Below are 25,814 nucleotides of genomic sequence, written 5' to 3' on the forward strand. Positions count from 1 at the left end.
TCATTCTTAGACTTCAAGAACTGTTTAGATTAACATATTCAAAAATGGAAGAACCAATAACTAATACTCCCATGTTCGTAACTGCCCACGATTATGAACTAATCTATAGGGTGAATTAAATGACTTGCTGGTTTAGAAATACCATCTGGACAAAGAAATAGAAGGTTTCTTTGAGCTGTTTCTTTAAACGAGCTATCTCTTTTTGTTCATCGGTCATTTTAGGATTACCCCTGCCGGGAAAACTATTTTTACCATAATTCTTTTGCTCTTTACGCCACTGGTAAAGAACAGCAGGTAAGATATCCAAGTCTTCACAAACCTGTGCTACACTGCCTTTGGCATAACTTAATTCTACTGCTTTTTGCTTAAACTCTAAGGTGTAATGTTTGGCTTTACGTCTCATAATTGCTAAGTTGACAACTTGCAATAATATTCATTCAGCTCTATGTCCAGTCTAATGTAGTAATTCCAAAATATTATCTACTTAAATTTAAACCAGCAAAAATCAGGATTTATAATATATCTTTCAACTTCTCCATATCGTCCGAAATTTTGGAATCAATTACCCTTGCATAAATTTGAGTTGTGGAAAGCTTTGTATGTCCCAGAAGTTTAGATACTGTCTCAATTGGGATTCCGTTTGACAAAGTTACCGTTGTTGCAAAAGTGTGACGAGCTACATGAAATGTAAGCCTCTTTGATATTTTAGATTGCTTTGCTAACTCTTTTAAATATTGATTGATTTTCTGATTGGAATATACAGGTAGTAAAAAACCACTGACTTTAGATTCACTTTGATATTTTTTGAGAATGGCTTTTACCCTCGGCAACATCGGTACTTTAAAAAGTTTGCCGGTCTTTTCTCTCTCTTTTACAATCCAATTATTCCCATCAATACCTTTTACAATATGTCTTCGTTCCAATGATTTAGCATCGCCATAAGATAATCCGGAATAACAGGAAAATATAAAAATATCTCTTGTTCTGGATAAGGTTTCTCTTTCCAGATTTAAGTTTGCCAAAGTTTCAATTTCTCTTTGGAGCAAATAATCTCTTTCCTTATTCTTAAAATGCAACGAATATCTCGCAAAAGGATCTTTTTCGATCCATTCCATTTTTAAAGCAAGATTGCTTAGCTTTTTTAAGCGTTCCAAATGTTTCATCACCCCATTATTGGTTGGTCGTCGTCGATGTGTTTTTGGGTTATAATTGCGAAGGAAATGTTCAAAATCAGTGATAAAACGATAATTAAGTTGTTTTAGATAAATATCTTTGGTATTCATCTTCTTGTTCAGGAATTCTAATACGTACTTTTCAGTCGTATAGTAGTTTTTCATCGTTCCTGGTTTTAATACCGAAGTCATTTTGGTATTATGATAGGTCATAAGTTCGGCTAAAGTCTTATAGGAATCATCTAATCCCAAATAACGAGCTTTAATACTTTTAGCGCTTAAATGCTTATTTTCTTCCTGAAGTTGCCTAAAGGCCTCGTAAATTTTATTGAAGATACGATCTAAGGATTTGTTAACCTGTAAACTCTCTTCGCTATAGCCTTTTAGTCGGCTACGCTTCTCATTCCAGAGGTTTAGAGTAATCCTGCGTTTAAGACTGAGTTCAATACGTTCTCCATTTACGGTAATCCGTGCATACAACGGAGCAGTACCATTTTTTGCTTTTGACAATTTTGGAGTAAAAATAATTCCAAAACTTACGGCATTTTTCATAGTGTTTCGTTTTCAAATTAGACAAAAAGGCGTGAAAACGAAAGTCAAATCAATATGAGCTACAATATACTTAAAAAAAGGTCACCGAATAGGTCACCGAATCGGACTCATTTTTAATGATTGCAAATGATATGATAAAGTACCTTAAAAGTAAAAAAAACCTTGAAAATCAATAGATTAACAAGGTTTTTGATGCCATTTATATATGGCCTAAGTCGGGATGACAGGATTTAAAATTTAAAACCAACCACCTCTATGCCAGTATTTTACATCTTAATTTTAAAAATAGGACATCAATTAAGACATCAACGAGAGCACTTTACGCTTTCTATATAACAAATATAACCAAATGATTTTATAGAACTATATTTATAATTGCGTAAATAGAAAAATCGGGAATTCCAACCTAGACTTTTGAAGTTAGCCTTTTTTACAAGTGACCATCCATAGGCTTTGGTGGTTTCTCATTTTTGAGTTTTTTATCGGTTCAAAGATTTCTTTAGCTCCAATTAATCCAAATTCACTAAATTCTTCATCAATAGTTGTAGCATTATGAAAATACAATTCGACATTGTGCCTTGATAAAAACCGATTTTTTGAAATTTCTTTTCCTTTACCATATTGATAATCATTTATGGAAAGCGTGACAAAAATCATTGTTCCACCTCTAGTCAACTGAGAATAGCATTTGTTTATCAAATTTAACCTTTCTTCTAAACCCAAAAGATGAAGTAATGAATAACAAAATATTCCCTCATATTTCTTTTCATCAAATGGCATATCCATTACATTTGCTTTAAAAATGTTAAAACTATCAAGAACTACTTTGGATGCGATGTCTATAGCCGTTTGAGAAATCTCTATGCCCGTCACATTCATATTTAAATCAACAAACGGTTTAGCGTTTCTTCCATAACCACAGCCCGGAATCAAAATTTCCTTATACCCCTGCTGCATAAAATCATTCGCTACAATAACAGCCGACTCAGAAGGTGCTTCTCCCCACATTTTTCTATTTTTCTGAAAACTCTTCTCCCAAAAATCATTCATAGTATCCTTATTATGAGTTACAAACTTTATCTAATAAAACATCGCATTTAAATCCTTCTCCTTCAACTAGCCTTTGAATAATTTCTGAAGAAATATAACGATCCTCAAATCTCAAAATACTGTGTGTACAAGGATAATTAGTGATTTCTACGTCTATATCAAAATGAATTTTTGAATGAGGGAATAAGACTTTTAATTTTTTTATCATATGTAATCCTTTCTCATTATTCGGAATATTCGTTGTAAATACTTCTACCATAAATTTTTTATTTTAAAATTGTTAGCTCCAATCTTATCAGGCGTTTTTCATTATCGTTAATACTTTTCCTAATACCATTTCAGCCGAAAGACCTGCATAACTACCACCAATAATAATGGCGTCAAATGTTTTTTTATCTGTCATAATGTTGAATTTATCTAGGTTGAAAGCGGTACTGGCAGTGAGAGGACTAATCCAGATACCCTGAACTATTTAATTAATTCGCATCCTGTCATTATTAAATATTAATGCGATATTGTCGCAATAATTGTTTTGCAAATATACTCTATTTTTGTAATATTGCAACTTTGTCGCAATAAAATATGAAACGAAGAAAAACACATTCAAAAACGGAAATATTAGAAGTGCTTAAATCCTCTGGTAACGCTTTAAGTCACGATATGATACAGGCCAATTTGAAATCTGATATTGACAGGGCTACTATTTACAGGGTTTTAAATAGATTTTGTGAGGATGGTCAAGTGCATAAAATAGTGGGAGATAATGGAAAGCAATATTTTGCTATTTGTTCTAATTGTGGTGAGAAAAAGCACCTACATTCCCATAATCATATTCATTTTAGATGTTTACAATGTGGGAAGGTTGAATGCCTGGAAAGGGATATTTCCGTAGCCTTACCAGAAGGATATGTTGCTAAAATGCATAACCTTGTAATCTCAGGATTTTGTAGTGAATGCTCTTAAACTAATTTCTATAGTGTAATTAGAATCTAACTTCTTTTTATTTAATTAAATACCGATCCTCCACATTCAGGTTAGGATGATCGGTTTATGATTTAAACTGTTTTCAACACTCCCGAATCTGCCCTTAGAGAAGCGCCATTTGTGGCCACTGACAACGGACTTGCTAAATAGGCCGCTAAATGGGCAATTTCTTCAGGCTGGATAAAGCGTTGCAAGAGAATATGTGGATTGGATTGCTGTAGAATGGCTCTTTTCATTGCTTCAACATCTATATTCTGGTTAGAGGCTATTTGATTAACAGCTTCGGCAACGCCATCAGAATAGGTTGGCCCGCCCAAGATGGTATTCACGGTAATTTCTGTCCCTTTGGTGAGTTTGGATAGTCCATTGGCCACCGCTGAAAGAGCCGCTTTAGTCATCCCGTAATGAATCATATTTTCAGGAACATTGACGCCAGATTCACTACTAATAAAAATGATTCGTCCCCAATTTTTTAGTTTCATTTTCGGAAAATATTTTCTGGATAGCCGTACCGCACTCATCACGTTAATTTCAAAATAGCGGTACCATTCGGCATCAGGAATTTCTTCAAATTCGGCGATATCAAAAATGCCTAAGTTATTGACCAGAATATCGACTTCGGGTAGTATTTCAAGTAACTGCGAAACTTCATCTTTGTTTTGAAAATCTGCGGCTATGCCTGAAATTTCAGCTCTTGGAAATTGGTTTTCAAGCTGCTTTTTGGCCTTTTCAGTTTTCTCCTTATTTCGTCCATTGATAATGACCGAAGCGCCTTCTCTCAAAAGTTGCTGTGCAGTGGCAAATCCAATGCCCTGCGTTGAACCGCTAATAAATGCTTTTTTTCCTTTAAGTTGTAAATCCATTATATGCGTATTTATATTTGTAATGATCGTTCAAAAAATGAATAAAAAAATTTAGTTGATGATCTGTAGCTGTAATTCAATCTGCTGCTGGAGAATCTTTTTATCAGGATACATTCTGCGCAGTGAGTTAATGCCGCACCAAAGGCTAATTAAATGCTTGGCTAATACATCTGCGGGTATTTTAGATTCTAAGCTTCCGCTTTTCTGGGCTTCAAGAATCGTTGTTTTATAAAGGTTTTCCGTTTGCTTCAATATGTTGATTGCTTCTTTTTCCAGTTCTTCATCTACAAATGACATTTCGACTAAGGTATTAGCGATAATGCATCCTTTAGCGTGTGATTTTTGAGGTTCAGAAGCTAGACTTAAGAAAAAATCTTTGATGAGTTGAACGGGGGCTTCGCTACTTTCCAGTTTTATTTTAAATGTCTTAAAGTCTTCTCTTCGTTGCGCCAGTGCTTTTTTAAAGAGTTCTTTTTTTCCACCTTTAAAGCTGTTGTACAAACTTCCTGCGCCGGCGCCCGTCGCTTTGCTCAAATCTGATAAAGAGGTAGCACTATAGCCTTTTTCCCAAAATACTTCCTGAGCTTTTAAGATCAATTCCTGATTTTTATAAATATGAGGTCGTCCTTTCATTTTTTTGTAATGTTCACTACAAAAATAAAAATCTTTTTTTAAATACCAACAGCGCTGAAGGTTTTACCAGCATAGCGAAGAGATTTACCAATCCGGCTAACTGCTAGCGATTGAAAATGTTGAATTTTGAATGTTCATTTTTAAAAAGTCAAAAGTTATGAATGAAAGTATAAAAGATAAAGTAGTCGTGGTTACCGGAGCCAGTAGTGGTATAGGAAAATCGATCGCCATTCAGTTGGCATTAAAAGGAGCAAAAGTTGTTTTGGCTGCCCGATGTGAGAAAAAATTAATAAGCATTAAGCAACAGATTCTTAAAGAAAATGGAGAGGCAGCATATGTGGTCACCGACGTTACTAAAAAGCAGGATCTTATGGAATTGGTTGATATTGCTGTCCAAAAATATGGCCAACTGGACGTAATGATTAATAATGCCGGGATAAGTCAACTGAGCCGACTGGACGAACTGGATGTTGAAGGATGGGAAGAAATGATAGCGACTAATTTAAACGGAACCTTATACGGAATGGCTGCCGCAATTCCCATTTTTAAAGCGCAGGATTCGGGGCATATTATTAATATTATTTCAACGGCAGGTCTCAAAATAACGCCGACAATGGGTGTCTATTCAGCAACAAAAAATGCGGTCAGAACTATGTCTGAAACGTTTAGACAAGAATCGGATGGAAAAATTCGTATCACCGGCATTTCCCCGGGATTTGTTGATACTGATTTTGCTACCAATATAAAGAATGAAAAAATGCGCACAGCCATTTTAAAAAGCAGGGACGAAATAGCGATTCCTCCTGAAGCGATTGCAAATTCAGTTATTTTTGCAATGGAACAGCCTAAGGAAGTGGAGATTGGGGACATCATTATTCGGCCCGCTGTTCAGAATTAAAACCGTATCTTCAAATAATGGGCGAGCATCATTCAGAAATAAAACAGTTTAAAAGTATCCAAATGTTGATGGACTACTTAAAACTGCCTGCACCCAAACATCCGTTGTTTACCTTGGTAGATTATCGTAAAAGTCCGTTACGTTCTCTGGAAAGTCAGGAAAAATTAGTGCTAGATTTTTACAAAATCTCCTTGAAAAATGAATTTAGCGGAAAAATAAAATATGGGCAGGATTTTTATGATTTCACCGAAGGAGGACTGGCTTTTTTAAAACCCGGCCAAGTAGTAAGTCCTTATAAGGATTTGAAAAGCTATGAAGGTTATGCGCTTTATTTTCATCCTGATTTCATTCGTAAATGCCCTTTGGGAAATACAATGAGCGAGTATGGTTTTTTCTCCTATGAGGTAACGGAAGCCCTTTATTTGTCAGCCAAAGAGAAGTCCATTATTCAACAATTATTTGAAGCGATACAAGCAGAGTTACACGAAAACATTGATCAATTTAGTCAGGACGTTTTGGTGTCGCAACTCATCTTATTACTGAATTACAGCAAACGTTTTTACAATAGGCAATTTATAACCCGGGCAACTGCTAATCATCAACTCATTCAGGCATTGGATGAATTCCTGGAAGATTATTTTCAAAATAAAAATGCATTTGCTAAGGGCTTTCCTTCCGTACACTTTATCAGTAATCATCTTGGCGTGTCACAGCGCTATTTAAGTGATTTGCTACGCGTACTTACCGGTAAGACGACGCAACAATATATTCAATATCATATCATTGAAAAAGCAAAAAGTTTGTTAGGTACTTCAAGTCTTTCGATTTCAGAAATAGCCTATATACTGGGCTTTGAACATCCACAGTCTTTTACCAAATTATTCAAATCTAAAACGAAAATGACCCCTTCTGAATATAAAAGCAGTGTTTGAATAGCGGTAACAAATTTTCTAAAAAAAAAACAGGACTTGTAACGATAAGCCCTGTTTTTTGATTTTAGAAAATGCATATACTTTAAACAACCTTTCGCATAAATTTTTCAATTTCATCGATGATTTCATCACCAAATTCTTCCATTGCAAAATGTCCGGTATCATAAATATGATATTCGAGATTTTTGACGTCCTTTTTAAAACCTTCTGCACCGCTTTCAGGGAAATACTCGTCATTTTTACCCCATACCACCAGTACCGGTGGTTGGTGTTCTCTTAGATAAGCCTGCCACTCAGGATATTTTTTTAAGTTGTTCTGATAGTCATACCATAAATCGATATTCACTTTTTTGGCGTGGGGACGTTGCATTCTCAGATAATCAAGATGCCAGCAGTCAGGATTGATTAATTCGGCATTTTTCGTGCCGTGGGTATAGTTCCATTTTAAACCTTCTAGGCTGAAAGCGTCCAATAAGGCTTCTTCATTTTCCTGAGTACGGTTAGCCCACAACTTCTTAATCGGTTTCCAGGCTTCACCAATACCTTCTTCATAAGCGTTTCCATTTTGAGTGATAATAGCTGTAACCCTTTCTGGATGTGCAACCGCAATTCTAAATCCTATAGGCGCGCCATAATCCTGCATCACCATAGCGTAGCTGTTAATTTCCAGTTGTTCTAAAAAGCGATTAATCGTTTTTGCAATAGTATCAAAAGTGTATTCATATTGATCAGGGGCAGGAAAATCACTCAGCCCAAAACCCGGATAATCTGGCGCTATCAGGTGATAGGTATCGGCTAGTCGATTAAAAACTTTTCTATACTGATGAGCAGAGGAAGGATAACCGTGTAACAATAGTAGCGTTGGTTTATGAGGATCTCCTGCTTCATGATAGGCTATCTTGATTCCGTCTACTAGAGTTGTCTTAAATTTTGTCTTTTCCATTTTCATTGTTTTAAGATTAATTTTAAATTACCGAACGTTCGGTAAAATTTATAGATAAATTTTTTTATGTCAGATACCTGTTTATAATTCTTTGTAATGCCTCTTCAAAAATTTGAGGATTATTTAATGTAGAAGTTAGAATAAGGCTTCCCTGGATATCGATCATCGACTGATAGGCATAGTCTTTTGCGGTTTTTGAATCTAACTTTAGTTCTTCTCCAATGGCCTCAAAAGCATTTAACCACTCCTTCATTCCTTTTTCTATCTGAAGTCGAAATAAACTAATGCCGGTTTCCATTGAAAGTGCACGGAAGATACAGGTATTTTTTCCGTCATCGTATAACACCTTTATTTGAACCATCGCATTTTTTAATCGGATTTCCGGTGAATGTTCGCTATTACGAAGTACCTGAAATACATTCTCCCCTACCCACTTGGCCAGATGCTCTAAAACGGCTTCGGCCATTTGCTTTTTTCCTCCCGGAAATCGATGATACAAACTGGCTTTTTTTAGACCTGTGGCAGTAGCCAGATCTTGCAAACTTGCGGCTTCATATCCTTTGGACTGAAAAACCTCGGTTAATCCTACAAGTACATCTTTGTCCAGTGTTTTTTGTGGTCTCATACTACAAAACTATAAAAAATATAGTTTTTTACCAAACGTTCGAAAACTTGAATACTGTTTAAATTTATAGTTACCTCATCAAATTAACTATTTCAAGAGTCCAAATGAACGACTTATGGTACTTTCAGAATATAGGTCAAAATAAAGGTTCAAATGAAAGGGACTGTATTAGAAGTATATGTCGAATTCATTAATTTTTTCTTCGTTGTAAACTTAAAAGCATGATATCCTTACGCTATCTTAAAGAGGCAATAAATAAAAGTATACATTATGGGGTTCGAACCCTGGCCCCTCAACCCCTTAGAAAGCTCGAACCGTTTACAAAAATTTTATTATGCGTATTTCTAGTAAAAAAAAGATGATTTTCCAATAAAAGATAGATTTAAACACAATCGAATGTAGTAAGTCTAATTCTAATGAATCCATTTTTGTACTCAATTAGATATACCCAAGAATTCTAACTTTTTACACTTTTTTCATCAAGTAAACACATTCTTATTCTGAAACTTCAATCATAAGAAAAACTGCATTTTTAGACAGTGCTTCAAATTCGATTAAATTAATGTCCCAGAAGAAAATGGTTTCGCCTGTTTCTAAAAGTCGCTCATTGACTTCAAAAGCACCACTAATAACATAAATAAAAGTATTGTGATTAAATTGCACCCGCGATTCTCCCTTTTGCCTGCCTTCGTATTTTCCCATTTTTAAGGAAGCATTTATGGCGTAATTCTGATAAAGCAAATGTAAACTATTAGGTTTTAAATTGAAGTCGGTTATCTTTTTATAACCCATCCCTGCTAAAAAATCGATGCGTAGAAAATTTATTTCGTAATCCTCATAAGGATTATTAATTCTTAATAAGCTTGATTTCGGTTTAAATTCAGAATAAAACTGACTAATATGTACAAAATTATCTGATCCTGCCGCGACTTCTATTCCGCCAAATGTAGGTATAATTAAGCTTAGCACATTTTCAGAATAATTGAGAAATGTTTGCTGATTCGCTTTTAGAATATTTGAACTGAAATGAACAAGACTTCCGAAGCTATCTTTGCTATTAATAGTTTCATAAGTATTAACATTCTCTTTTTTAATTAAGTTTCTGCGATTCGCCGTTAATATCCTTGCCTGTTTTGTGGGATTCATCTATAACTATTTTAAAAGCCTGGAAGCAGGTAGGGCTGCTCCCAGACTGATTTACTTATTAATTTATCGATCTTAAGCCGAAACTTTTATCGTATGCGCTAATTCGTAGCCGTCTTCTATTGATCCGGTAATAGTGCAAAGTTCATTTTCGATACCATCACTAAATACATTATCTGTACTGTTGTAGGTGTAACCAGACATTCCTTTGGTATACCCATAGCTGCTCGCCTGGTTAACAGTGGTCACAGCACTATCGTTGCCTTCAGGAAAAGCAATTTGCGTAATCAGCAAAGATGTGCCCAGATTATTGTAAATATGAACATGGATATGAGTGGCGCGCCCGCGATACCAACCCGGGAAAATACTTTTAAATCGTACTATCCCATCTTCATCTGAGATTTGCCTTCCTCTTAAAAAATGATAAGTAGTGTAATTAGTAGACTGCATTCCTGTTCCTCCATATTCAGAGTAATTACCATCTTTATCACAATGCCAAATATCTACAACAGCATTTGCCAGCGGAGAACATTCTGCATTTACATTTTCAATAGTTAAATTGATATCAAGATCTATTCCTGTTCGGTCACCAATAATATCTACACGTTCCAGCGAATCTGGGGATTTTGTTGGGAAAGGCCCTTCGGTTTCAGAGTTGGTAACGGCGCAATCTGTCGAAATATCGACATCCGTCTCCGGAATATTTTCTGAAGTTTCTGTATTTGAATCATCTGTGCTACAGGCATCCAAAAAGTGAAGTGTTGGGATAGACATACCAACTAAACTAAGTCCCTTTAAAAATTTCTTTCTGTCCATATTAGATAATTTTAGTATTAATTTTAGTTTAAACGAATTGTTAATTAAACTTTCGGGTTACAAAAATGAGGTCTTCAAAACTCAAGTTTAAGCTGAGTAAATGAAAGTTTTCTTTGATAAGTCCGTTATTGACAGTTCCTTGTGTTCCGTAGGAATAACTAAGGTTAATCATACTGTTATCCTGTTTATTTAAAGGAAAACCGATCCCCAGGCTTAAACCGTATTTTGAAATTTTTTGGCCGCTAATTTCAAGGTTTCCGGAATCGTAATAAGCCCCGGCACGATAATCTAAGTGATTAGCATAAACCAGTGGATTGCTATTGGGTAATGGCGAAAAGCTAAACCCAAGATTGAAAAAGTCCTGATCTGTAAATTTACCCAGCGCATCAGATTGATTCGTAGAAGACCAAAAATGACGTTTATAATCGGCCAAAACATCAAAACCATCCATAAGTTTTAATTGTAAACCAAAACCTAATTCAAGCGGAAGATCAAAATTGTCTACTTCGTTTTCTTCTACGATCCCGGCAACAATTTCGTCGTTGGCATAATATTGAGAGATGGTTCTGGTTTGTGAGCCACTTAAGCTTACGGGAGTTTTAGCTGTAAATCCTAAGCTGATGCTTTTAGATAGGTCATATTGTAAACCGGCACCAAAACGAAACCCAGAATAATCATTTTCGTCGGCGATATATAAAATGTTAGACTGAATATAATTGAATTGTGTTTCTGTAATTTCGCCAAATAATAAGGAGGCATTCACGCCAAATCTCAGCTTATCGGTAAGTGCGTAACCGTAAGAAAGCATAAAATTATTGAGTCCGCCATTGCCTTCAGCCTCAGTTTCAAAAAGCTCGGAAGAACCTTCTATGGGAGAATACAATCCAGAAACTTCATAGCCAACATCAGTTTTAGGCATAAGCGAAACAGCAATCCCGCTACGATCATTAATGGCCATTCCTAAACCTAGGTTACTAAAGTTTCCTGAGGTTAAATGTTCACTATCTCGGTTTTGCTCTAAGTACTTATTCTCCACCTTAAAACCAATATTATAAAAGAGACTGTGCTGATTTATTCCTCCAAGACTGGCTGGGTTTAATAAGTTTAGCGAATTTGCTGAAGTCATGGCAAGCCCTGCATATCCCAAACCATCACTTTTTCCTGTGCTTAATGGGTTCTCTAAACCCAACCCATATAGAGAATAGGGCGAGCTGGACAGTGAGTTTGAATTTTGAGCTTTAATTTGTACAAAGCCAATAAGTATAAAAAGTGCTGTAAAGAGCTTATTCATCTTCATTATAGATCGCATAAGTAATTTGTAATTTCATTCGGTTATCTTCAGCAGCATCTGGTCCATAGATTACATAGCGATCTACTGAATTATTAAAATTAGGACTGTAAATCGCTAAGTATTGATCATCATTTTGAGTATCGGCAATGAGATCATCCAAGAAATATTTTAATGATAGACTGTATTCCAGCGTATTAAATTCATCACTCTCTTGTGTAATTTGAGCGTAAGATTGTGTACCTAAATAATTGTACACATGCCCCTGAACCTCTGCACGTTTATTGATAATGTAAACCGGTAACGAATCCTTAACTCCGTAATTCACGTTGTTTCGATCTACTTTTATTTTGAAGTTTAAAATGGCATTGCTGATTGAACCAGAACCCTGAATATCATTAAGACTTTGTTTAAAATTTGGGAACTCTATGCGAGTGACGATACCGGTGCCAGATTGAATAAAAACCTGATTGTTGGTTTGGGAAGAAGGAATTTGATCTAATTGATCCTCGATTCCTAAAAAATAAGTGTCCTGATGATTGTCTTTTATCTGATGAAAACTTTCTGAAGCATTTATAGAAAAATCGATAAACTTATCTTCATTTTCAATTTCATCTTTAATGCTATAATACAGCCTTAAATAACTATTTTCTTTACTGAAACTAACAATACTGGTATTCTTCAACGAATCTGGAACGATCGCTAATCCTAATAAAAAATCATTAAAATCATTATTACTACTAATCTCATCGTTTTGAATTTTATCAAATAATTCCTGCCCTAAATCTGCAGCGATGTTTATTTGAATACTGTCATTTTGATGAGGTCGCGGCGAATAATTAAAAATAGAAAGAGAAGCAGTCTCAATTTCAAAATCTGAATTCCTATAAAGATTTGCATTCTCATCGGTTTCAATTTCTTCAGCTAAACGATAGATATTTAAAGACTGAACATGGGTGGTGTCAGCAAAACTGTAAGAATCATAATTTAGAATAAGACTTATAGAATCGAATTCAGCTTCATCTTCAATAGTAAAAGTCTGTCCCGTAAATTTTAGGAAAGAAGAGGCCGTGGTTCTTCCAAATATATCATCTTTGTAAGATCCAACTAAAAAATTATCTTCACTATTAACAATAAGGCTATCAAATTGAATGGTGCTAGCCTCAATAGGTAAAGTATCGAAGGTATACACTTTAACCTCACTGTTTATCCAATCTTCACCAACACTAATACTTTCCTGGTCGTTGCTACAACTAAAGCATAGAATAAAACAGAGTACTCCAAAACATCTAAAATAGACTGACTTCATAAACTAAAATTTGAGCGAACCTATCTAATCTTTTTATGTGTAGAAATTAGAATAGACCAAATCAATGTCTTTGTCTACCAGTCTAAAATTTGTGACTATAAATACATTTTTTTGGTTTTACAGAGTGCTTTTTCGTGTTGGTAGATTGATATTACAGGTTTGTAGACTTCATTTTTTAAGCTGAAATTCCTGCTATAGGTTTGGCAAAATTTTGATCCTGAAATGAGTAAAAATATCATAGTTATCCTGTTACTATCTATTGGAGCCAGATCTTATAGTCAGCAAGACGAAAGCATAATTTCCCTCGATTATGCTTTGGCTCCTTCAGGAGATGATCAATTGGATTATAATAAGAAGCAAATAAAGCTTACTTATCCACTAAAACTTGGGGACTTCTCTCTTAAGAACAGCTTTTACGCTGCTGCGCATCAATATTCATCTAATGATCTATCCTTAGGAATGGAATATGATACCGATACTTATTATAAAATAGCCTATCAACCAGAAATAAACTATCAATGGACTAATAATTTTAGTGTTTTTGGATTCGCAGATATGGGAATAAGTTCCACTCTTGAAGAAAAACTGGTTTCCGATGATTATATACTGAATTATGGCGCCGGTTTTTCTTTAAGTCTGAAAAAAACAATCCTCAACAATATCGAATTTGGGCTGGCATATAACACCACTTTTGGAAAGCAACAATTTACGCCTTTAGTAAAAGCCGATTTTCAATTATCTGAAGCATTTAATCTTCAGGCAGGATTTCCACTTTCTAAGTTGGCATATAAGATCAATGACAGGCAATCTTTAAGTCTGCAGCATCTTTATTCAGGTAATCTTTTTAACGATTATCCTTCAGGTGAAACGGTTGAAATGCAACAGGTTTCTACAAGCCTCGATTATAACTTAATGCTCGATACTCATTGGGGTATTCACTTTTCAGCAGGATATTTTCATAAAAATGATATTCAGCTTCATTCAGAAAAAACAACTGTTCAATCTTACAGCAATCCGGGGATGACATTCAGTACCGGATTCCAATTTAAATTATAAACAATGAAATTACATTTTAAAGAAAAGAGTTTTTTGATCGCCCTAGTGGTAATTAGTATGCTATTTCAGGGATGCTCTAGTGATGATGATGATTATCAAAGAGGAAACTGGGTGAGACGCAGTGTCTTTGATGGGGTTCCTCGAAGTAACGCGGTTTCCTTTACCATTGATGGTTTAGGGTATATGGGAACCGGTTACGACGGGGACGATTATATGAACGATTTTTGGGCGTATCATATCGATGGGGATTACTGGGAACAGGTAGCAGATTTTCCTGGTACACCTCGTAGCGCCGCCAGTGCTTTTGCTTTAGACGGTATTGGATATGTAGGCACTGGTTACGATGGAGATGACGAACTTAGCGACTTTTATTCCTATGATCCAGGATCTAATTCATGGTCCCCAATTGCCAGTTTTGGCGGCGGAAAACGTATCGCGGCGGTCGCCTTTGGTATAAATTCTTATGGCTATATGGGAACCGGAAATGATGGTGATAATGATAAAAAAGATTTTTATAAATACGATCCGGTTAGTGACAAGTGGAGTGAACTTGTTGGATTTGGAGGTGAAAAACGAAGATATGCTACTAGCTTTATCATTGATGATTATGTATATATGGGAACCGGGGTTAGTAATGGTTTATATAAGAAGGATTTCTGGCAGTTTGATCCCGCAAGTGAAACCTGGACACAATTAACAGATCTGGATGAGGAAGATGATTATTACCTTACTCGTTCTAATGCGGTAAGTTTTAGCATCGGTGGAATGGGATATTTATCCTCTGGATATAATGCAGGAGCGCTGACCAGCACCTGGGAATATGATCCTTTAATTGATGAATGGGAAGAAATAACCGATTTAGAGGCGACGGTAAGACAGGATGCGGTAAGCTTTAGTATAGGATCCAAAGCTTTTGTGCTTATGGGAAGATCTGGAAGTTTATACCTGGATGATATTTACGAATTGCATCCACAGGAGGAGTACGACGATGAAGATTAATTGTTTGAATTAGTTCATATAACCCGGAGTTTGAAGGTTTAAGAACTATCATTGGTGTGGGAAAATCTTTTGCCTTCAAAAAGCTCCGGTTATTAATTATAAATGATTATTAAAAAAATAGTAATGAAACTAGCATTTAAAATTTTTCTTCTTTGCGGCATATTACTGGCTATTTTATTTAGTTTTGAAATTCAGGATGCTCAGCCAGATAATTTTAAGTATGAAATATTTAAGTCGGGTTCAGGCTACGGATATGATATTTTGATAAATAAAAAAATTGTGATAAAGCAACAATATATCCCGGGATTAAGATCGAAACAGCAATTTTGTAATGCTGAAGATGCCGAAAAAGTAGCCCGATTGGTAAATACCAAGCTCAATTATGGATCCAGCCCCAGTGTTACTTCTGAAGAAATTAGTGATTTGGGGATCCATATTAAATGCAATCCATAATGGGAACTTTTACTCTGGAAAGAAAGCGTAAAATTGTTATTCATATCTCTGTATGGATCACATTTATCATCTTCAACATACTTCAGGGAGTCTTAAACCGTGGTACGGTTGAACTTCACTCCCTTTTGGTGCTCTCTTTTAATATTTTCATTTTCTATTTTAATTATGGCATTTTGGTGCCCAAATTATTATTAAAAGAGAAAACCTTCTTGTATGTATTATCGGTAATTGGATTGACTTTTTTGTTTTTTGCAATAAGTCATTTCAATATGCCAGAGCCTCCGGGAATGCATCGGAAATTTGGTGAAGCGGGTTCAGAAAACATGCCTCCACCACCAGATAATGGTCCGCGCTTTTTCTTTTTCCTTCCGGTAATCATTCATTTGGCCTTTATCATGGCGGGGACCGCTATTAAAGTTTATGAAGCCTGGATTAGGAATGAACGAAACAGGAAGGAAGTCGAATCTCAAAAGGCTAAAACAGAATTACAGTTTCTTAAAAATCAGCTTAATCCCCATTTTTTGTTCAATTCACTTAACAGTATATATAGCCTTACTGCAAAGAAATCTAATGATGCTCCCGAAGCAGTAATTACTTTATCTGAATTAATGAGATATATGTTGTTTCAGGCCGATCAGGAATTTGTTTTGCTTAAAGAGGAGGTAGAATATATTCAGAATTACTTACGATTACAACGCTTACGCATTGCAAATAACGAGAATGTAAGGCTTAACATTCGTGGAGAACTCAATCAGCAAAAAATAAGACCATTGTTGCTTATTTCATTTATCGAAAATGCGTTTAAATACGGTACAGATTTTAAAGGAAATACGCTGGTAAAAATTGAGATCGAAATTGTACAAAATGAGCTTCAATTTAAATGCATAAATATCGTTGGTCGTAAGAAAAGAGCTAATGAAACTTTTGGTATCGGTTTAAAAAACACCAAAGAACAACTTAATTTATTGTATCCTAACAGGTATACTTTGCAGATCGACAATGATTCAGATTATTTTTCTGTATTTTTAAATTTAAAGTTAGATTAATGAACTGTCTTATTGTAGATGATGAACCTTTGGCGGTGGATGTTATTGTTTCTTATATAGAGCAGGTAGGAGATATTAATATTGTAGCAACTACCAATAACCCATTGGAAGTTATCCGTATTTTACAACAGCACCAAATAGACCTGGTATTTTTAGATATAGAAATGCCGAATCTTAGTGGTATAGACCTGGTAAAAACTTTAGACCATCTTCCACAATTTATCTTTACTACGGCCTATCCTCAATATGCGTTAGATGGTTTTAATTTAAACGCTACAGATTACCTGGTAAAACCTATCCCTTTTTCACGCTTTTTAAAAGCAGTATCCAGGGCAAGAGAAGTCTACGAACTTAAAAAAAGTAGGGAAAGTGCCAGCGCACCTGATAAAATTAATGATATCTTATCACGTAAAGACTATATTTTTGTAAAAGCCGAATATGAAAATATAAAAATAGATGTTCCCGACATCAGATATATGCAAGGCTTAAAAGATTATATTAAAATTTACACCCACTCCAGGACCAAAGCCATTCTAACCCTTAGTAATTTTAAAGAGATACTTGATAAATTACCTGAAAAACAATTTTTAAGGGTACACCGCAGTTATGTTGTGAATATTAATGCCATTAGGGCGGTTCTAAAACGCAAAATAATTATTGATGATATACGTATCCCTATAGGTGAAACTTATAAAAATGAAGTGTACAAGCAATTGAATATTCAGGGATAAATAAAGAGCAGTTTTATAAGAAGAAAATTAATGAATCATTAGAAAAGCAATCGATTGCGTAAAATTTTATTATATTTAATTAAACGTAAGCTTTTCATATGAAAATTAAATTATTATTCCTTTTCTTTCTACCAACCCTAATTCACAGTCAGATTGTAATTCATAAGTCCGATATCCAGGATCATCATTTTAAAATTATTAATATTACTAAGGTGACTCCTATTTTTTATGAGGAATCAGAAAATATTTTGATGAAAAAGGGGCAGGGTTTTTAGCCGCAGATATTAAAAAAGTAACAAATAGAAAGCCTGATCTCTACACGACTTCTTCCAGCTTTCCTAAAAGCTTAATTCTAGTTGCAACCGAAGGGAATAAATTGATCAATCAACTGGTTGCAGATGGGAAACTAGATCTAAATCCTATAAAGATCAATGGGAGCGATTTGTCATTGAAAAAATAGATAATCCATTTAAAGGTGTTGATCAAGCGTTGGTCATAGTGGTAAGTGACATAGTTCTGGCGCTATCGCCAGAACTATGAAAAATGACCTCCACCCATTAAATCGGACTGATAAAAACTAGAGTATTTCTGGCAAATAAATGTTTAACTTTAAATAAATTATTTGCTTATGAAACGATCAAAATATACCGAGTCGCAGATTGTATTTGCGATAAAACAGGTTGAGACTGGAACACGTCTTTCTGAGGTCTGTCGCAAGATGGGAATCAGCGAGGCTACCTTTTACAATTGGAAGAAAAAATACGGTGGTCTGGGTGTCTCTGAACTGAGAAGGCTCAAAAACTTGGAGGAGGAGAATGCGCAGCTTAAAAAGCTTGTAGCTGATTTAAGTCTTGACAAGCAGATTCTTCAGGACGTGTTGAAAAAAAAGTTTTGAGGCCGTCTCGAAAACGGGAGATGGTCAGCAATATTCGTATGGAATATAATATTTCCATCAACCGTTGTATACGCCTAATTTTGCTGCACAAAAGCGTTTTTTATTATACCCAAAGAACGTGGAGATGAATTGCTGCGTATGAGAATGAAAGAAATAGCAGCAACACGGGTACGCTATGGGTTTTGGAGGATCTATATCTTGCTTCGCCGGGAAGGCTTTATGGATAATCATAAACGCGTTTATAGAGTGTATTGCGAAGAAGGTTTAAACCTCAGATCCAAGAGACCTAAAAGAAGTCGGTGTGCAGCCCATAGACAACCTGCTCTTGGTAATGCCTCTAGTTTACATGAGTGCTGGAGTATGGATTTTGTGACAGATCAACTCTACGATGGAAGCCGTTTAAGAGCCTTAACTGTAGTAGATAATTATAGTCGTAAATGTTTAGCTATATATGCAGGAAAATCCCTTAAAGGAAGTGATGTTGTTGGGGTGATGGATAATTTAGTTACTAGTGCAAGAGTTTATCCTAAACGCATAAAAGTAGATAATGGAAGTGAATTTATCAGTAAAGTATTGGATAAATGGGCTTATGAAAACAATGTTGAATTAGACTTCTCAAGACCCGGAAAACCTACTGATAATCCATTTATAGAAAGCTTCAATGGATCTTTCAGAGATGAATGTTTAAATACAAACTGGTTCTTCTCTTTGGAAGATGCTCAAGAAAAGTTCGATATTTGGAGGGAAGACTATAACGGGTTTAGACCACACAGCTCATTGGGTGACATGTCACCCAATGAGTACATTGAAATCAATGAAAATAGCCCAGATTCTCTAGTTATGACCAGTACCTAAATATGGGAGGATGTCAAAAGAATTAATTTTAGACAATCAGGCAGTTCTAATCAGGGGAAGGCAAGACTTTATAAACTGAGTTTAGAATTTTTAAAGATCAATCCATATTCCAAATAGCTAAAAAACGCTCTTTAAATGCTAATGCTTCATCTTTAGAATTACAATCTTCAATATATAATTTCACTGATGAGATTCTATTTTTTCCACTAGAATGAGTAAAAGTTTCTCCTCCAAATATCCCCTGAAGTGTTTCAAAATCACCTTGAATCAATTTGAATTTTTCCGGCTTTTTAAGATGAATCAAATGAATTGCGATCAGGTCTGCCAGATACTCGGCTTTTTGATAATCATTGGTGCTATTCCCCTCTGGAATAGCCGCTGGAAGATTAAAAATTTTAGCCTGCGGTAGCGTAGCCATATGAGCTACTTCATGAGCCAAGGCAAAGAGCTGAATGGCTTCATTCTCTAAATCAATCAATCCCTGACTCACCTCTAAATAATCAAAAGCAGCACCCGCATCAATATTTAAATCTTCAGCGTTAATATGAATTTCTTGTGGAGGATTCACATCAGGAATATCCTTAAACAGCGGGATGACAGAATCTTTGTACAAACTTACCAGCTTTTCTTCTTTGGTTTCCGATTGGAACTCCGGGTTGGATAAGTCCTCATCATTGCCCTGATTTTCGGAATGATGCTCATCACATGAGCATAAGATTCCAAGAAGGAGAAGCAAAAAATATTTATTCATTCTTTCTATTTTAAAAAAAAAGCAAGCATTCCAGAGGAATACTTGCTTTTTTTGCTATGGCTAATCTTAATTATTCTGCGTAGTAAGTAAATGTCTTATCAACTGTAGCTAGATTATCAAAATAAGAATATGAAGCACTAACAGGATAACCATCTTCATTATACTCGTAAGTAACTGCATCATCAGCTAATGTTCCACTAATTGGATTATTCTGATTTACTGATTGAATACCTACATTAATTGCGGCATAAGCAGAAGGATATAACTCGATGAAAGGATTATTTTGATCATCATACTCAGCAGTATAAATCTCTCCATATCGGTTTTCTTGAGTTACATTTCCGTTCTCAATAACAAATGTAATTTCATCAATCGCATTTTCATTTGTATGATCTGTACGCTTTTCTGATGTAAGATCCCCAGCCTCATTATAAGTATACTCATAAGTGAAATCAACCTCACCATCTATAGTATGCTCTGCGCTTACAATTCTACCATCTTCATAAGAATAGGTAGTTTCTTCATTTGTAGCTTCTACCTGACGTGCAATGATTTGATTTTTATCATCATAAACAAAAGTAGAAACAGTAGTAGTGATTGTACCCCAATCATCAGTTTCTTTTGAAATCTCAGAAACAAAATTTGCATCATTATAAGAATAAGTACTTACTGAATTTTCACCATATAAATCAGCAATGGTATAAGTTTCTAATCTTGTACCACTACCCACTTCTCCACGTACGTTTACGGTTACGGTATATTCTTTTACAGAACCATCTTCAGCAGTAACGGTAAAAGTTTTAGCTTCACCATCAACGAAATCCACCTGTTCTCCAGATGCAGGAGTAATCGTTGCTCCTTCAGAAATCGCAATATTCGGAATGATATCTTCTAAGGATGTTCCAAAAGGAACGCTTACAGTGATATTGGTCCCAAGATCATAGTTAATATCGCTTTCATTCGCATTATTAAACGTAAGACTGAAATCTGTAATTTCAGCCAATGAAGAAGGCTGTACCGCATTATCATCATCGCTTGAACAGGAGGTTAAGGCTATGGCGATAAAAGCAAAAATAATTGAAAATGTTTTTTTCATGATTAAATGTTTAAGGTGTTTAAGTTATCTTAGGTTTATATACTTAGGTAAGCTGCAAGATAAAATCAGTCCCACCCAAAAGCTTTTCAGATTATAAATCAGGATTATTAATGATGGCATCATTGGGGAGCAAAAGCGTATACCGCTCATCTCCTTCTTCTAGCGTATAGCTATTACCATTATATGTTTTTGTTATTTCAGGTTGTGTGGTTCTTCTTAGGTCATTCCATCGATGCCCTTCAATGGCAAATTCTCTTCTACGCTCTTTTAAAATTTCGGTCAACAGGCTTTCATTATCCAGCGTATTTACAAAATCCTGATATGCTGAAAATCCAGAAGGGGTATATCTGTTCTCTGCAAAATCAAGAAGTGTCTCTTTGGCACTATCCGTTTGATTTAAATGAGCGAGAGATTCAGCTATAATAAAGTATAGCTCGGATGTCCTGTAGCTCACTTTAAATTTATTTTGAGCACTTTTCTTAGAGTGATATCGGCCATCATTATACTGTTCATAATAAAGTGCAAATCTCAAATCTGATTCTGGATCATAAGCTGCTATCAAATCATCAGATATACTTGATTTCGTTACAAGATCCAGATCAGCTACATTTTCCAGGGCTAAAATGGATTCCACTGAGTTATATTCTGACGGCATTATGGATGCATTATCGTTAAGATTTTGAATATCAGATCTTATACTTAATGCCTCTTCCGAAAAGGCTATGGCTTCTTCCCAGTTTTGTTGATACAAGGCTACCCGCGCCTGAAATGCCAGAACTGCTATTTTCGAAAACCTATAATTTAGCCCTTCGTCCTGTTGGTTTACATTCACTAAAGCTTGTGCTTCTTCAAGATCACTCAGAATTTGAGAATAGACCTCCTCAAGAGATTTTTTTGGATAGGCTTTTTCTGCATCATACACGGTAACTATGGGTACTGCAGGTTCATCGTTTGTAGCATTATTATCATAAGGCTTTGCGTATAAATTAACCAGTTCAAAATATTGCATAGCTCTAAGTGCATAAGCCTCTCCCACTAACTGGTCAATACTGTTTTGATCGCCTTCAATGTTATTCTGATTTTCTATAATATGATTACAGTAGAAAATAATACTATAAAAACTGGCATAAGGAAAAGCTCTGGTAAGCGGACTAGCATTGCGATCATTCCATATAAAAATGTCTTCATATTGCTCAATTCCGGAAGCATTTGTATTTAATCGAAGTTCATCACCGCGATAGCTGGTTAAAATCTTACCAATATTAGTAATCGAATATGCAGAAGTTAGAAAACTTCTATAATCTTCTACGGTTTTTGGAATGACCTGACCAACAGGTTCTACTTCCAAATAATCATTACAGGAAGTAAGGCCAATTATTAATGTAAAAAAGTAAAGTAGCTTTTTCATAGTACGTTTTATAATCAGTATTATAAAGAGAGATTAAATCCTGCCGAGATAATTTTCGGAATAGGTTGTGCGTATAAGCTGCCATAAGTTTCAGGATCAAAGTACCCGTCGTAATCGGTTCCGATCACAAACATGTTTCGGGCTTCCAGATTAAAATTTAAACCTGAAATTCTCAGTCTTTCCAGTTGCTTTTTAGGTAGCGCATAGCTTAAACGAATACTACTAATTCGTATATAGGAAATATCCTTAAGCCATATATCCAAATCCCGATAGGTATTTCCGGCATCGTAGGTATTGTACCAACTATACAGGAGATTGGTATTGAATCCTGGAGAATTAGCACCAATTAGCGCAGGATACTTTCCTGTACCGGCTTTTAAAATATCCGTATTATAATTAGAACCCGGCTGAGCCTGAGTAGGGTTGTAGGTTGGCTCAGCTCTTACGGTTTGTTTAATATTAAAGTTGGTTAAAACCCGAAGATCAAATTGTTTGTATGCAAAGGTATTTCTAAAACCACCGGTAAACTTTGGCATCCCATCACCCGCATAGGTATATAAGTTTCTGTGATCCTCTCGTGATAACTGACTTCCATCTACTCCTTCTTCCAGATTATAAAACTCTACCGCAGTTACTTTTCTTCCGTTTTGCCAGAATAACGGTAGTCCATTACTATCCAATCCGGCTGTTTTAAGCGCAAAAATAGCATTCACACTATAACCTTTTAAAGAAGGTTTCAGGTTGTTTTCCGGTATTTCAATATCTTCAACCACGCTTTTATTATGGGAAATATTTAATCCACTTGTCCATCTAAAGTTCGGGGTGTTGATATTGGTGGTATTAATCGATAATTCATATCCCTTATTACTTACCGTAGCCCAGTTTGTACTTATAAAGTTATAACCGTTCTCCAGTGGAATGGATCGTAAACCTATTAGATCTGTACTTTTTCTGGAGTAATAATCTCCGGTAAGAAAAACACGATTATTAAACAAGCTCATGTCAAAACCGATGTTAGACGAAGTAGTTTTTTCCCATCTCAGGTTAGGGTTAGGTGCATTGGTTGCTCGTATAACTTCTTCATTGGTTCCCGGAAGTATCGAGACATTATCATATATACCAACAACAAAAGGAGAAGTAGATTTATCGATATTTCCCTGCACCCCGTAAGAAGCTCTAAGTTTAAATACATCTATAGCAGGAATATTTGCCATAAAATCCTCCTTATCTAAATTCCATGAACCCGCAAAAGACCATATTGGGAGGTATCTATATTTAGGATTTACACCAAATAAGTTAGAGCCATCATATCTTAAACTCCCAAACACGGTATATTTTCTGTCCAGGGTATAAGATGCAGTTCCATAGAATGATGCAAACACATTCTCATTATAGGTCTTTTTATAGGTATCAAATAACGAATTCTCCAAAGCCAATTCATTAGTAATTGGAATGGTAGTGAGCGTATTGGAATTAAAACCGAATCCTTTGGTATGAATTTCAGTATTCTTGTTTTGTCTGAACTCGGTTCCCAACATTAGATCCAGCTCATGTCTTTTATTAAAAATAGTGTTATAATTAGCGGTTGTTTTCCAGTTATACTGAAATACATCGGCGTTCCAATTTTGGATTATCCCACCTTCAGGCATAAAATAATCATAGCCTCCAGTTACACTGTATTGTGATCTTTGACGATATTTCCTGGTATAATAACTGTTTCTGTCACTGAATTTCTCCGTACTATTAAAATCCAACTGAAGCCCTAATTGGGTAGAAAACTTCAAATCATCATTAAAATCATAATCAATATTAAAAATTGATTTTAGAGAATTCGCTTTATACTCATGATCTGTATTTCTTCTTTCTTCAAGAACATTATAATTAAGATTTAGGTCTGAGCGCTCTACCAGATCGGGATCGTAAACATAGTTTCCATTCGCATCGGTTAATTGAAGATATGGATTTGCATGTCTGGCGTAATATGCCGGGTTTGTATAGGCATCAGCCCCTGTGATATAAGAAGAGGTTCTGTTTTGGCTTCCAAATAAAGCCACCCCAACCTTTAATTTATCGGTAATCGAAAAATTATCTTTAAGAGTTATATTAAAACGCTTTTGGCCAGTACCAATGGTTGTTCCCTGTTCATCAAAAAGACCTGCAGAGAAGTAATAATCATTATTTTCACTACCTCCAGATATACTAAGTGTATATTGCTGATTTACGGCCATTTGGTATAACTCCTTTCCCCAGTTGGTATTCACATTTCTGAGCTCGTTAATGGCGTTTTGAGCTGCTGAGGAAATGGCGTCAAACCCATTATCCTGAAAAATATCGTACTGATTATAATTATTTAAAATTCGGGCAACCGCTCCCCTGTTGTGCTGATAAGTAAGATCCGATCTTCCAGCCAGGTACAGTTCAAAATCTACTTTTTGAGAAGAATCCATTAAATTCAGTTTACTGAAATCCGGTCGCTGCGTAACAAATACATTGGCATTGGTATTAATTCGCATGGCTCCCTTCTTACCTTTCTTACTGGTAATGACAATTACACCATTTGCTGCACGGGCTCCATAAATGGAAGTAGCCGAGGCATCTTTCAAAACAGTTATGCTTTCTATATCTCCCGGATTCAGTCCGGCGATAGGCGAAGATTGAAGATTATCAATATTATCTTTATCTCTAAAATCTTCCGGGATATCATCACCCTGTAATGGAATTCCGTCAAGCACCCATAACGGATCTGACGAACCATTTAAAGTGGCGATACCACGTATAGATATTTTTGAAGGAGCACCCGGAGCACCTGTTGTAGGCTGTACCATCACCCCTGGTAATTGTCCGGTTAACATTTGATCCACAGTCGCTACCCCCGCTTGCTCAATCTCAGATACATCAATTTTCGCATAAGACGATGTCGCCTTCCGTTTTTCAATTTTCTGATATCCCGTAATAATCACCTCATCAAGATTCTCTGAACTTTCCTTTAGGTTAATCTTTAAGTTTTGGGTATTATTCCCAAGTTGAATAGTTTTAGATTCAAACCCCATATATGAAATCACCAGAGATTTAATATTAGGGTCGACCCTCAGTTCAAAATTTCCATCAAAATCGGTGGTTGTTCCCAGCATGGCTCCCTGAAGAATACCTTTCTCGTCCGTTTGATTGCCAATCATAGAGGAGGAAACATAGACAGAAGCTCCGACAACCGGCATTCCATCTTTATCTCCCACTACGGTACCAGAAACCAGAACCTGATCCTGAGCCATAAGTGCCAATGGCATAAATATTAACAAGTAGATTAATCTTTTCATTT

23 protein-coding genes and 2 pseudogenes are annotated in these 25,814 nt (G+C 35.6%); 9 read left to right on the forward strand and 16 right to left on the reverse strand.

Annotated features, from left to right (window positions below; genetic code table 11):
* Window positions 1–166: 166 nt before the first annotated feature.
* The 4 genes and pseudogenes from L1967_RS16600 to L1967_RS16615 form a co-directional block, all read right to left on the reverse strand.
* A pseudogene (locus L1967_RS16600) lies at window positions 167–427 on the reverse strand (transposase); the annotation flags it as partial.
* 85 nt (window positions 428–512) lie between these two features.
* Window positions 513–1,724 (reverse strand): site-specific integrase, encoded by a 1,212-nt coding sequence (locus L1967_RS16605; RefSeq protein WP_249602627.1) that lies wholly within the window; start codon window positions 1,722–1,724, stop codon window positions 513–515.
* Between the two features lie 420 nt (window positions 1,725–2,144).
* Entirely contained in the window at window positions 2,145–2,774 is a 630-nt protein-coding gene (locus tag L1967_RS16610; protein ID WP_249602628.1) for a class I SAM-dependent methyltransferase, read from the reverse strand.
* Between the two features lie 10 nt (window positions 2,775–2,784).
* The gene (locus L1967_RS16615; protein ID WP_249602629.1) at window positions 2,785–3,033 is read right to left on the reverse strand and encodes a hypothetical protein; all 249 of its coding nucleotides are present in this window, start codon (window positions 3,031–3,033) and stop codon (window positions 2,785–2,787) included.
* A gap of 323 nt (window positions 3,034–3,356) precedes the next feature.
* On the opposite strand from L1967_RS16615, the gene L1967_RS16620 reads away from it, so the two are divergent.
* Window positions 3,357–3,737 carry a Fur family transcriptional regulator gene (locus L1967_RS16620; RefSeq protein ID WP_249602630.1) on the forward strand — a complete coding sequence of 127 codons (381 nt, stop codon included), beginning with the start codon at window positions 3,357–3,359 and terminating at the stop codon, window positions 3,735–3,737.
* A 92-nt stretch (window positions 3,738–3,829) separates the two neighbouring features.
* Here L1967_RS16620 and L1967_RS16625 read toward each other — a convergent pair whose 3' ends face one another.
* Complete coding sequence (locus tag L1967_RS16625; protein WP_249602631.1) at window positions 3,830–4,621, reverse strand: SDR family NAD(P)-dependent oxidoreductase; 792 nt, start codon at window positions 4,619–4,621, stop codon at window positions 3,830–3,832.
* Between the two features lie 51 nt (window positions 4,622–4,672).
* The gene (locus tag L1967_RS16630; RefSeq protein WP_249602632.1) at window positions 4,673–5,254 is read right to left on the reverse strand and encodes a TetR/AcrR family transcriptional regulator; all 582 of its coding nucleotides are present in this window, start codon (window positions 5,252–5,254) and stop codon (window positions 4,673–4,675) included.
* 157 nt (window positions 5,255–5,411) lie between these two features.
* Between L1967_RS16630 and L1967_RS16635 the strand changes: the two genes are divergently transcribed.
* Together L1967_RS16635 and L1967_RS16640 are read left to right on the forward strand one after the other, a co-directional pair.
* Complete coding sequence (locus L1967_RS16635; RefSeq protein WP_249602633.1) at window positions 5,412–6,152, forward strand: SDR family oxidoreductase; 741 nt, start codon at window positions 5,412–5,414, stop codon at window positions 6,150–6,152.
* A 68-nt stretch (window positions 6,153–6,220) separates the two neighbouring features.
* On the forward strand, window positions 6,221–7,084 hold the full coding sequence (locus L1967_RS16640; RefSeq protein ID WP_249602634.1) for a helix-turn-helix domain-containing protein: 864 nt from the start codon (window positions 6,221–6,223) through the stop codon (window positions 7,082–7,084).
* A gap of 82 nt (window positions 7,085–7,166) precedes the next feature.
* Here the strand turns inward: L1967_RS16640 and L1967_RS16645 are convergent, their stop codons facing one another.
* From L1967_RS16645 to L1967_RS16670, 6 genes are all read right to left on the reverse strand, one after another.
* Window positions 7,167–8,027: an alpha/beta fold hydrolase gene (locus L1967_RS16645; RefSeq protein ID WP_249602635.1), complete on the reverse strand. Its 861-nt coding sequence runs from the start codon at window positions 8,025–8,027 to the stop codon at window positions 7,167–7,169.
* Between the two features lie 64 nt (window positions 8,028–8,091).
* Window positions 8,092–8,652, reverse strand: coding sequence for a TetR/AcrR family transcriptional regulator (locus tag L1967_RS16650; RefSeq protein WP_249602636.1), 561 nt, complete (start codon window positions 8,650–8,652; stop codon window positions 8,092–8,094).
* Window positions 8,653–9,147: 495 nt separating this feature from the next.
* The gene (locus tag L1967_RS16655) at window positions 9,148–9,798 is read right to left on the reverse strand and encodes a pirin family protein (RefSeq protein ID WP_249602637.1); all 651 of its coding nucleotides are present in this window, start codon (window positions 9,796–9,798) and stop codon (window positions 9,148–9,150) included.
* 72 nt (window positions 9,799–9,870) lie between these two features.
* Window positions 9,871–10,611: a dioxygenase family protein gene (locus L1967_RS16660; protein ID WP_249602638.1), complete on the reverse strand. Its 741-nt coding sequence runs from the start codon at window positions 10,609–10,611 to the stop codon at window positions 9,871–9,873.
* Between the two features lie 40 nt (window positions 10,612–10,651).
* A complete protein-coding gene (bamG, locus tag L1967_RS16665; RefSeq protein ID WP_249602639.1) occupies window positions 10,652–11,920 on the reverse strand; it encodes a BamG family beta-barrel-assembly machinery protein in 1,269 nt (422 codons plus the stop codon).
* Window positions 11,895–13,208, reverse strand: a complete 1,314-nt coding sequence (locus L1967_RS16670; RefSeq protein ID WP_249602640.1) for a DUF4270 family protein — start codon at window positions 13,206–13,208, stop codon at window positions 11,895–11,897. Before L1967_RS16670 ends, bamG begins: the two co-directional genes overlap by 26 nt.
* Before the next feature lie 222 nt (window positions 13,209–13,430).
* Between L1967_RS16670 and L1967_RS16675 the strand changes: the two genes are divergently transcribed.
* The 6 genes and pseudogenes from L1967_RS16675 to L1967_RS16700 all read left to right on the forward strand — a co-directional run bounded on the left by L1967_RS16675 (window position 13,431) and on the right by L1967_RS16700 (window position 19,243).
* Window positions 13,431–14,264, forward strand: a complete 834-nt coding sequence (locus L1967_RS16675; protein ID WP_249602641.1) for a DUF6268 family outer membrane beta-barrel protein — start codon at window positions 13,431–13,433, stop codon at window positions 14,262–14,264.
* A 3-nt stretch (window positions 14,265–14,267) separates the two neighbouring features.
* A complete protein-coding gene (locus tag L1967_RS16680) occupies window positions 14,268–15,263 on the forward strand; it encodes a Kelch repeat-containing protein (protein ID WP_249602642.1) in 996 nt (331 codons plus the stop codon).
* Window positions 15,264–15,386: 123 nt separating this feature from the next.
* Entirely contained in the window at window positions 15,387–15,716 is a 330-nt protein-coding gene (locus tag L1967_RS16685) for a DUF4907 domain-containing protein (RefSeq protein WP_249602643.1), read from the forward strand.
* The gene (locus L1967_RS16690) at window positions 15,716–16,762 is read left to right on the forward strand and encodes a sensor histidine kinase (protein ID WP_249602644.1); all 1,047 of its coding nucleotides are present in this window, start codon (window positions 15,716–15,718) and stop codon (window positions 16,760–16,762) included. The genes L1967_RS16685 and L1967_RS16690 overlap by 1 nt, the downstream gene beginning before the upstream one ends.
* On the forward strand, window positions 16,762–17,493 hold the full coding sequence (locus tag L1967_RS16695) for a LytR/AlgR family response regulator transcription factor (RefSeq protein WP_249602645.1): 732 nt from the start codon (window positions 16,762–16,764) through the stop codon (window positions 17,491–17,493). The genes L1967_RS16690 and L1967_RS16695 overlap by 1 nt, the downstream gene beginning before the upstream one ends.
* Before the next feature lie 628 nt (window positions 17,494–18,121).
* Window positions 18,122–19,243, forward strand: a pseudogene (locus tag L1967_RS16700) (IS3 family transposase).
* A 97-nt stretch (window positions 19,244–19,340) separates the two neighbouring features.
* Here the strand turns inward: L1967_RS16700 and L1967_RS16705 are convergent.
* From L1967_RS16705 to L1967_RS16720, 4 genes are all read right to left on the reverse strand, one after another.
* Window positions 19,341–19,994 (reverse strand): hypothetical protein, encoded by a 654-nt coding sequence (locus L1967_RS16705; RefSeq protein WP_249602646.1) that lies wholly within the window; start codon window positions 19,992–19,994, stop codon window positions 19,341–19,343.
* A 70-nt stretch (window positions 19,995–20,064) separates the two neighbouring features.
* The gene (locus L1967_RS16710; protein ID WP_249602647.1) at window positions 20,065–21,090 is read right to left on the reverse strand and encodes a hypothetical protein; all 1,026 of its coding nucleotides are present in this window, start codon (window positions 21,088–21,090) and stop codon (window positions 20,065–20,067) included.
* Between the two features lie 91 nt (window positions 21,091–21,181).
* Window positions 21,182–22,498 carry a RagB/SusD family nutrient uptake outer membrane protein gene (locus L1967_RS16715; RefSeq protein WP_249602648.1) on the reverse strand — a complete coding sequence of 439 codons (1,317 nt, stop codon included), beginning with the start codon at window positions 22,496–22,498 and terminating at the stop codon, window positions 21,182–21,184.
* 20 nt (window positions 22,499–22,518) lie between these two features.
* Entirely contained in the window at window positions 22,519–25,812 is a 3,294-nt protein-coding gene (locus L1967_RS16720) for a SusC/RagA family TonB-linked outer membrane protein (protein ID WP_249602649.1), read from the reverse strand.
* Window positions 25,813–25,814: the final 2 nt, after the last annotated feature.

The organism is Zunongwangia pacifica (assembly GCF_023499215.1).
In the GTDB taxonomy this organism is placed as follows: domain Bacteria; phylum Bacteroidota; class Bacteroidia; order Flavobacteriales; family Flavobacteriaceae; genus Zunongwangia; species Zunongwangia pacifica.

What these genes read in the sequence shown, in the direction of transcription:
- L1967_RS16670 (WP_249602640.1), bottom strand. Translation starts at nt 13,208, where the DNA reads ATGAAGTCAGTCTATTTTAGATGTTTTGGAGTACTCTGTTTTATTCTA.
- L1967_RS16620 (WP_249602630.1), top strand. Translation starts at nt 3,357, where the DNA reads ATGAAACGAAGAAAAACACATTCAAAAACGGAAATATTAGAAGTGCTT.
- bamG (WP_249602639.1), bottom strand. Translation starts at nt 11,920, where the DNA reads ATGCGATCTATAATGAAGATGAATAAGCTCTTTACAGCACTTTTTATA.
- L1967_RS16720 (WP_249602649.1), bottom strand. Translation starts at nt 25,812, where the DNA reads ATGAAAAGATTAATCTACTTGTTAATATTTATGCCATTGGCACTTATG.
- L1967_RS16650 (WP_249602636.1), bottom strand. Translation starts at nt 8,652, where the DNA reads ATGAGACCACAAAAAACACTGGACAAAGATGTACTTGTAGGATTAACC.
- L1967_RS16705 (WP_249602646.1), bottom strand. Translation starts at nt 19,994, where the DNA reads ATGAATAAATATTTTTTGCTTCTCCTTCTTGGAATCTTATGCTCATGT.
- L1967_RS16710 (WP_249602647.1), bottom strand. Translation starts at nt 21,090, where the DNA reads ATGAAAAAAACATTTTCAATTATTTTTGCTTTTATCGCCATAGCCTTA.
- L1967_RS16645 (WP_249602635.1), bottom strand. Translation starts at nt 8,027, where the DNA reads ATGGAAAAGACAAAATTTAAGACAACTCTAGTAGACGGAATCAAGATA.
- L1967_RS16635 (WP_249602633.1), top strand. Translation starts at nt 5,412, where the DNA reads ATGAATGAAAGTATAAAAGATAAAGTAGTCGTGGTTACCGGAGCCAGT.
- L1967_RS16690 (WP_249602644.1), top strand. Translation starts at nt 15,716, where the DNA reads ATGGGAACTTTTACTCTGGAAAGAAAGCGTAAAATTGTTATTCATATC.
- L1967_RS16640 (WP_249602634.1), top strand. Translation starts at nt 6,221, where the DNA reads ATGGACTACTTAAAACTGCCTGCACCCAAACATCCGTTGTTTACCTTG.
- L1967_RS16610 (WP_249602628.1), bottom strand. Translation starts at nt 2,774, where the DNA reads ATGAATGATTTTTGGGAGAAGAGTTTTCAGAAAAATAGAAAAATGTGG.
- L1967_RS16605 (WP_249602627.1), bottom strand. Translation starts at nt 1,724, where the DNA reads ATGAAAAATGCCGTAAGTTTTGGAATTATTTTTACTCCAAAATTGTCA.
- L1967_RS16630 (WP_249602632.1), bottom strand. Translation starts at nt 5,254, where the DNA reads ATGAAAGGACGACCTCATATTTATAAAAATCAGGAATTGATCTTAAAA.
- L1967_RS16680 (WP_249602642.1), top strand. Translation starts at nt 14,268, where the DNA reads ATGAAATTACATTTTAAAGAAAAGAGTTTTTTGATCGCCCTAGTGGTA.
- L1967_RS16675 (WP_249602641.1), top strand. Translation starts at nt 13,431, where the DNA reads ATGAGTAAAAATATCATAGTTATCCTGTTACTATCTATTGGAGCCAGA.
- L1967_RS16660 (WP_249602638.1), bottom strand. Translation starts at nt 10,611, where the DNA reads ATGGACAGAAAGAAATTTTTAAAGGGACTTAGTTTAGTTGGTATGTCT.
- L1967_RS16685 (WP_249602643.1), top strand. Translation starts at nt 15,387, where the DNA reads ATGAAACTAGCATTTAAAATTTTTCTTCTTTGCGGCATATTACTGGCT.
- L1967_RS16695 (WP_249602645.1), top strand. Translation starts at nt 16,762, where the DNA reads ATGAACTGTCTTATTGTAGATGATGAACCTTTGGCGGTGGATGTTATT.
- L1967_RS16615 (WP_249602629.1), bottom strand. Translation starts at nt 3,033, where the DNA reads ATGGTAGAAGTATTTACAACGAATATTCCGAATAATGAGAAAGGATTA.
- L1967_RS16655 (WP_249602637.1), bottom strand. Translation starts at nt 9,798, where the DNA reads ATGAATCCCACAAAACAGGCAAGGATATTAACGGCGAATCGCAGAAAC.
- L1967_RS16715 (WP_249602648.1), bottom strand. Translation starts at nt 22,498, where the DNA reads ATGAAAAAGCTACTTTACTTTTTTACATTAATAATTGGCCTTACTTCC.
- L1967_RS16625 (WP_249602631.1), bottom strand. Translation starts at nt 4,621, where the DNA reads ATGGATTTACAACTTAAAGGAAAAAAAGCATTTATTAGCGGTTCAACG.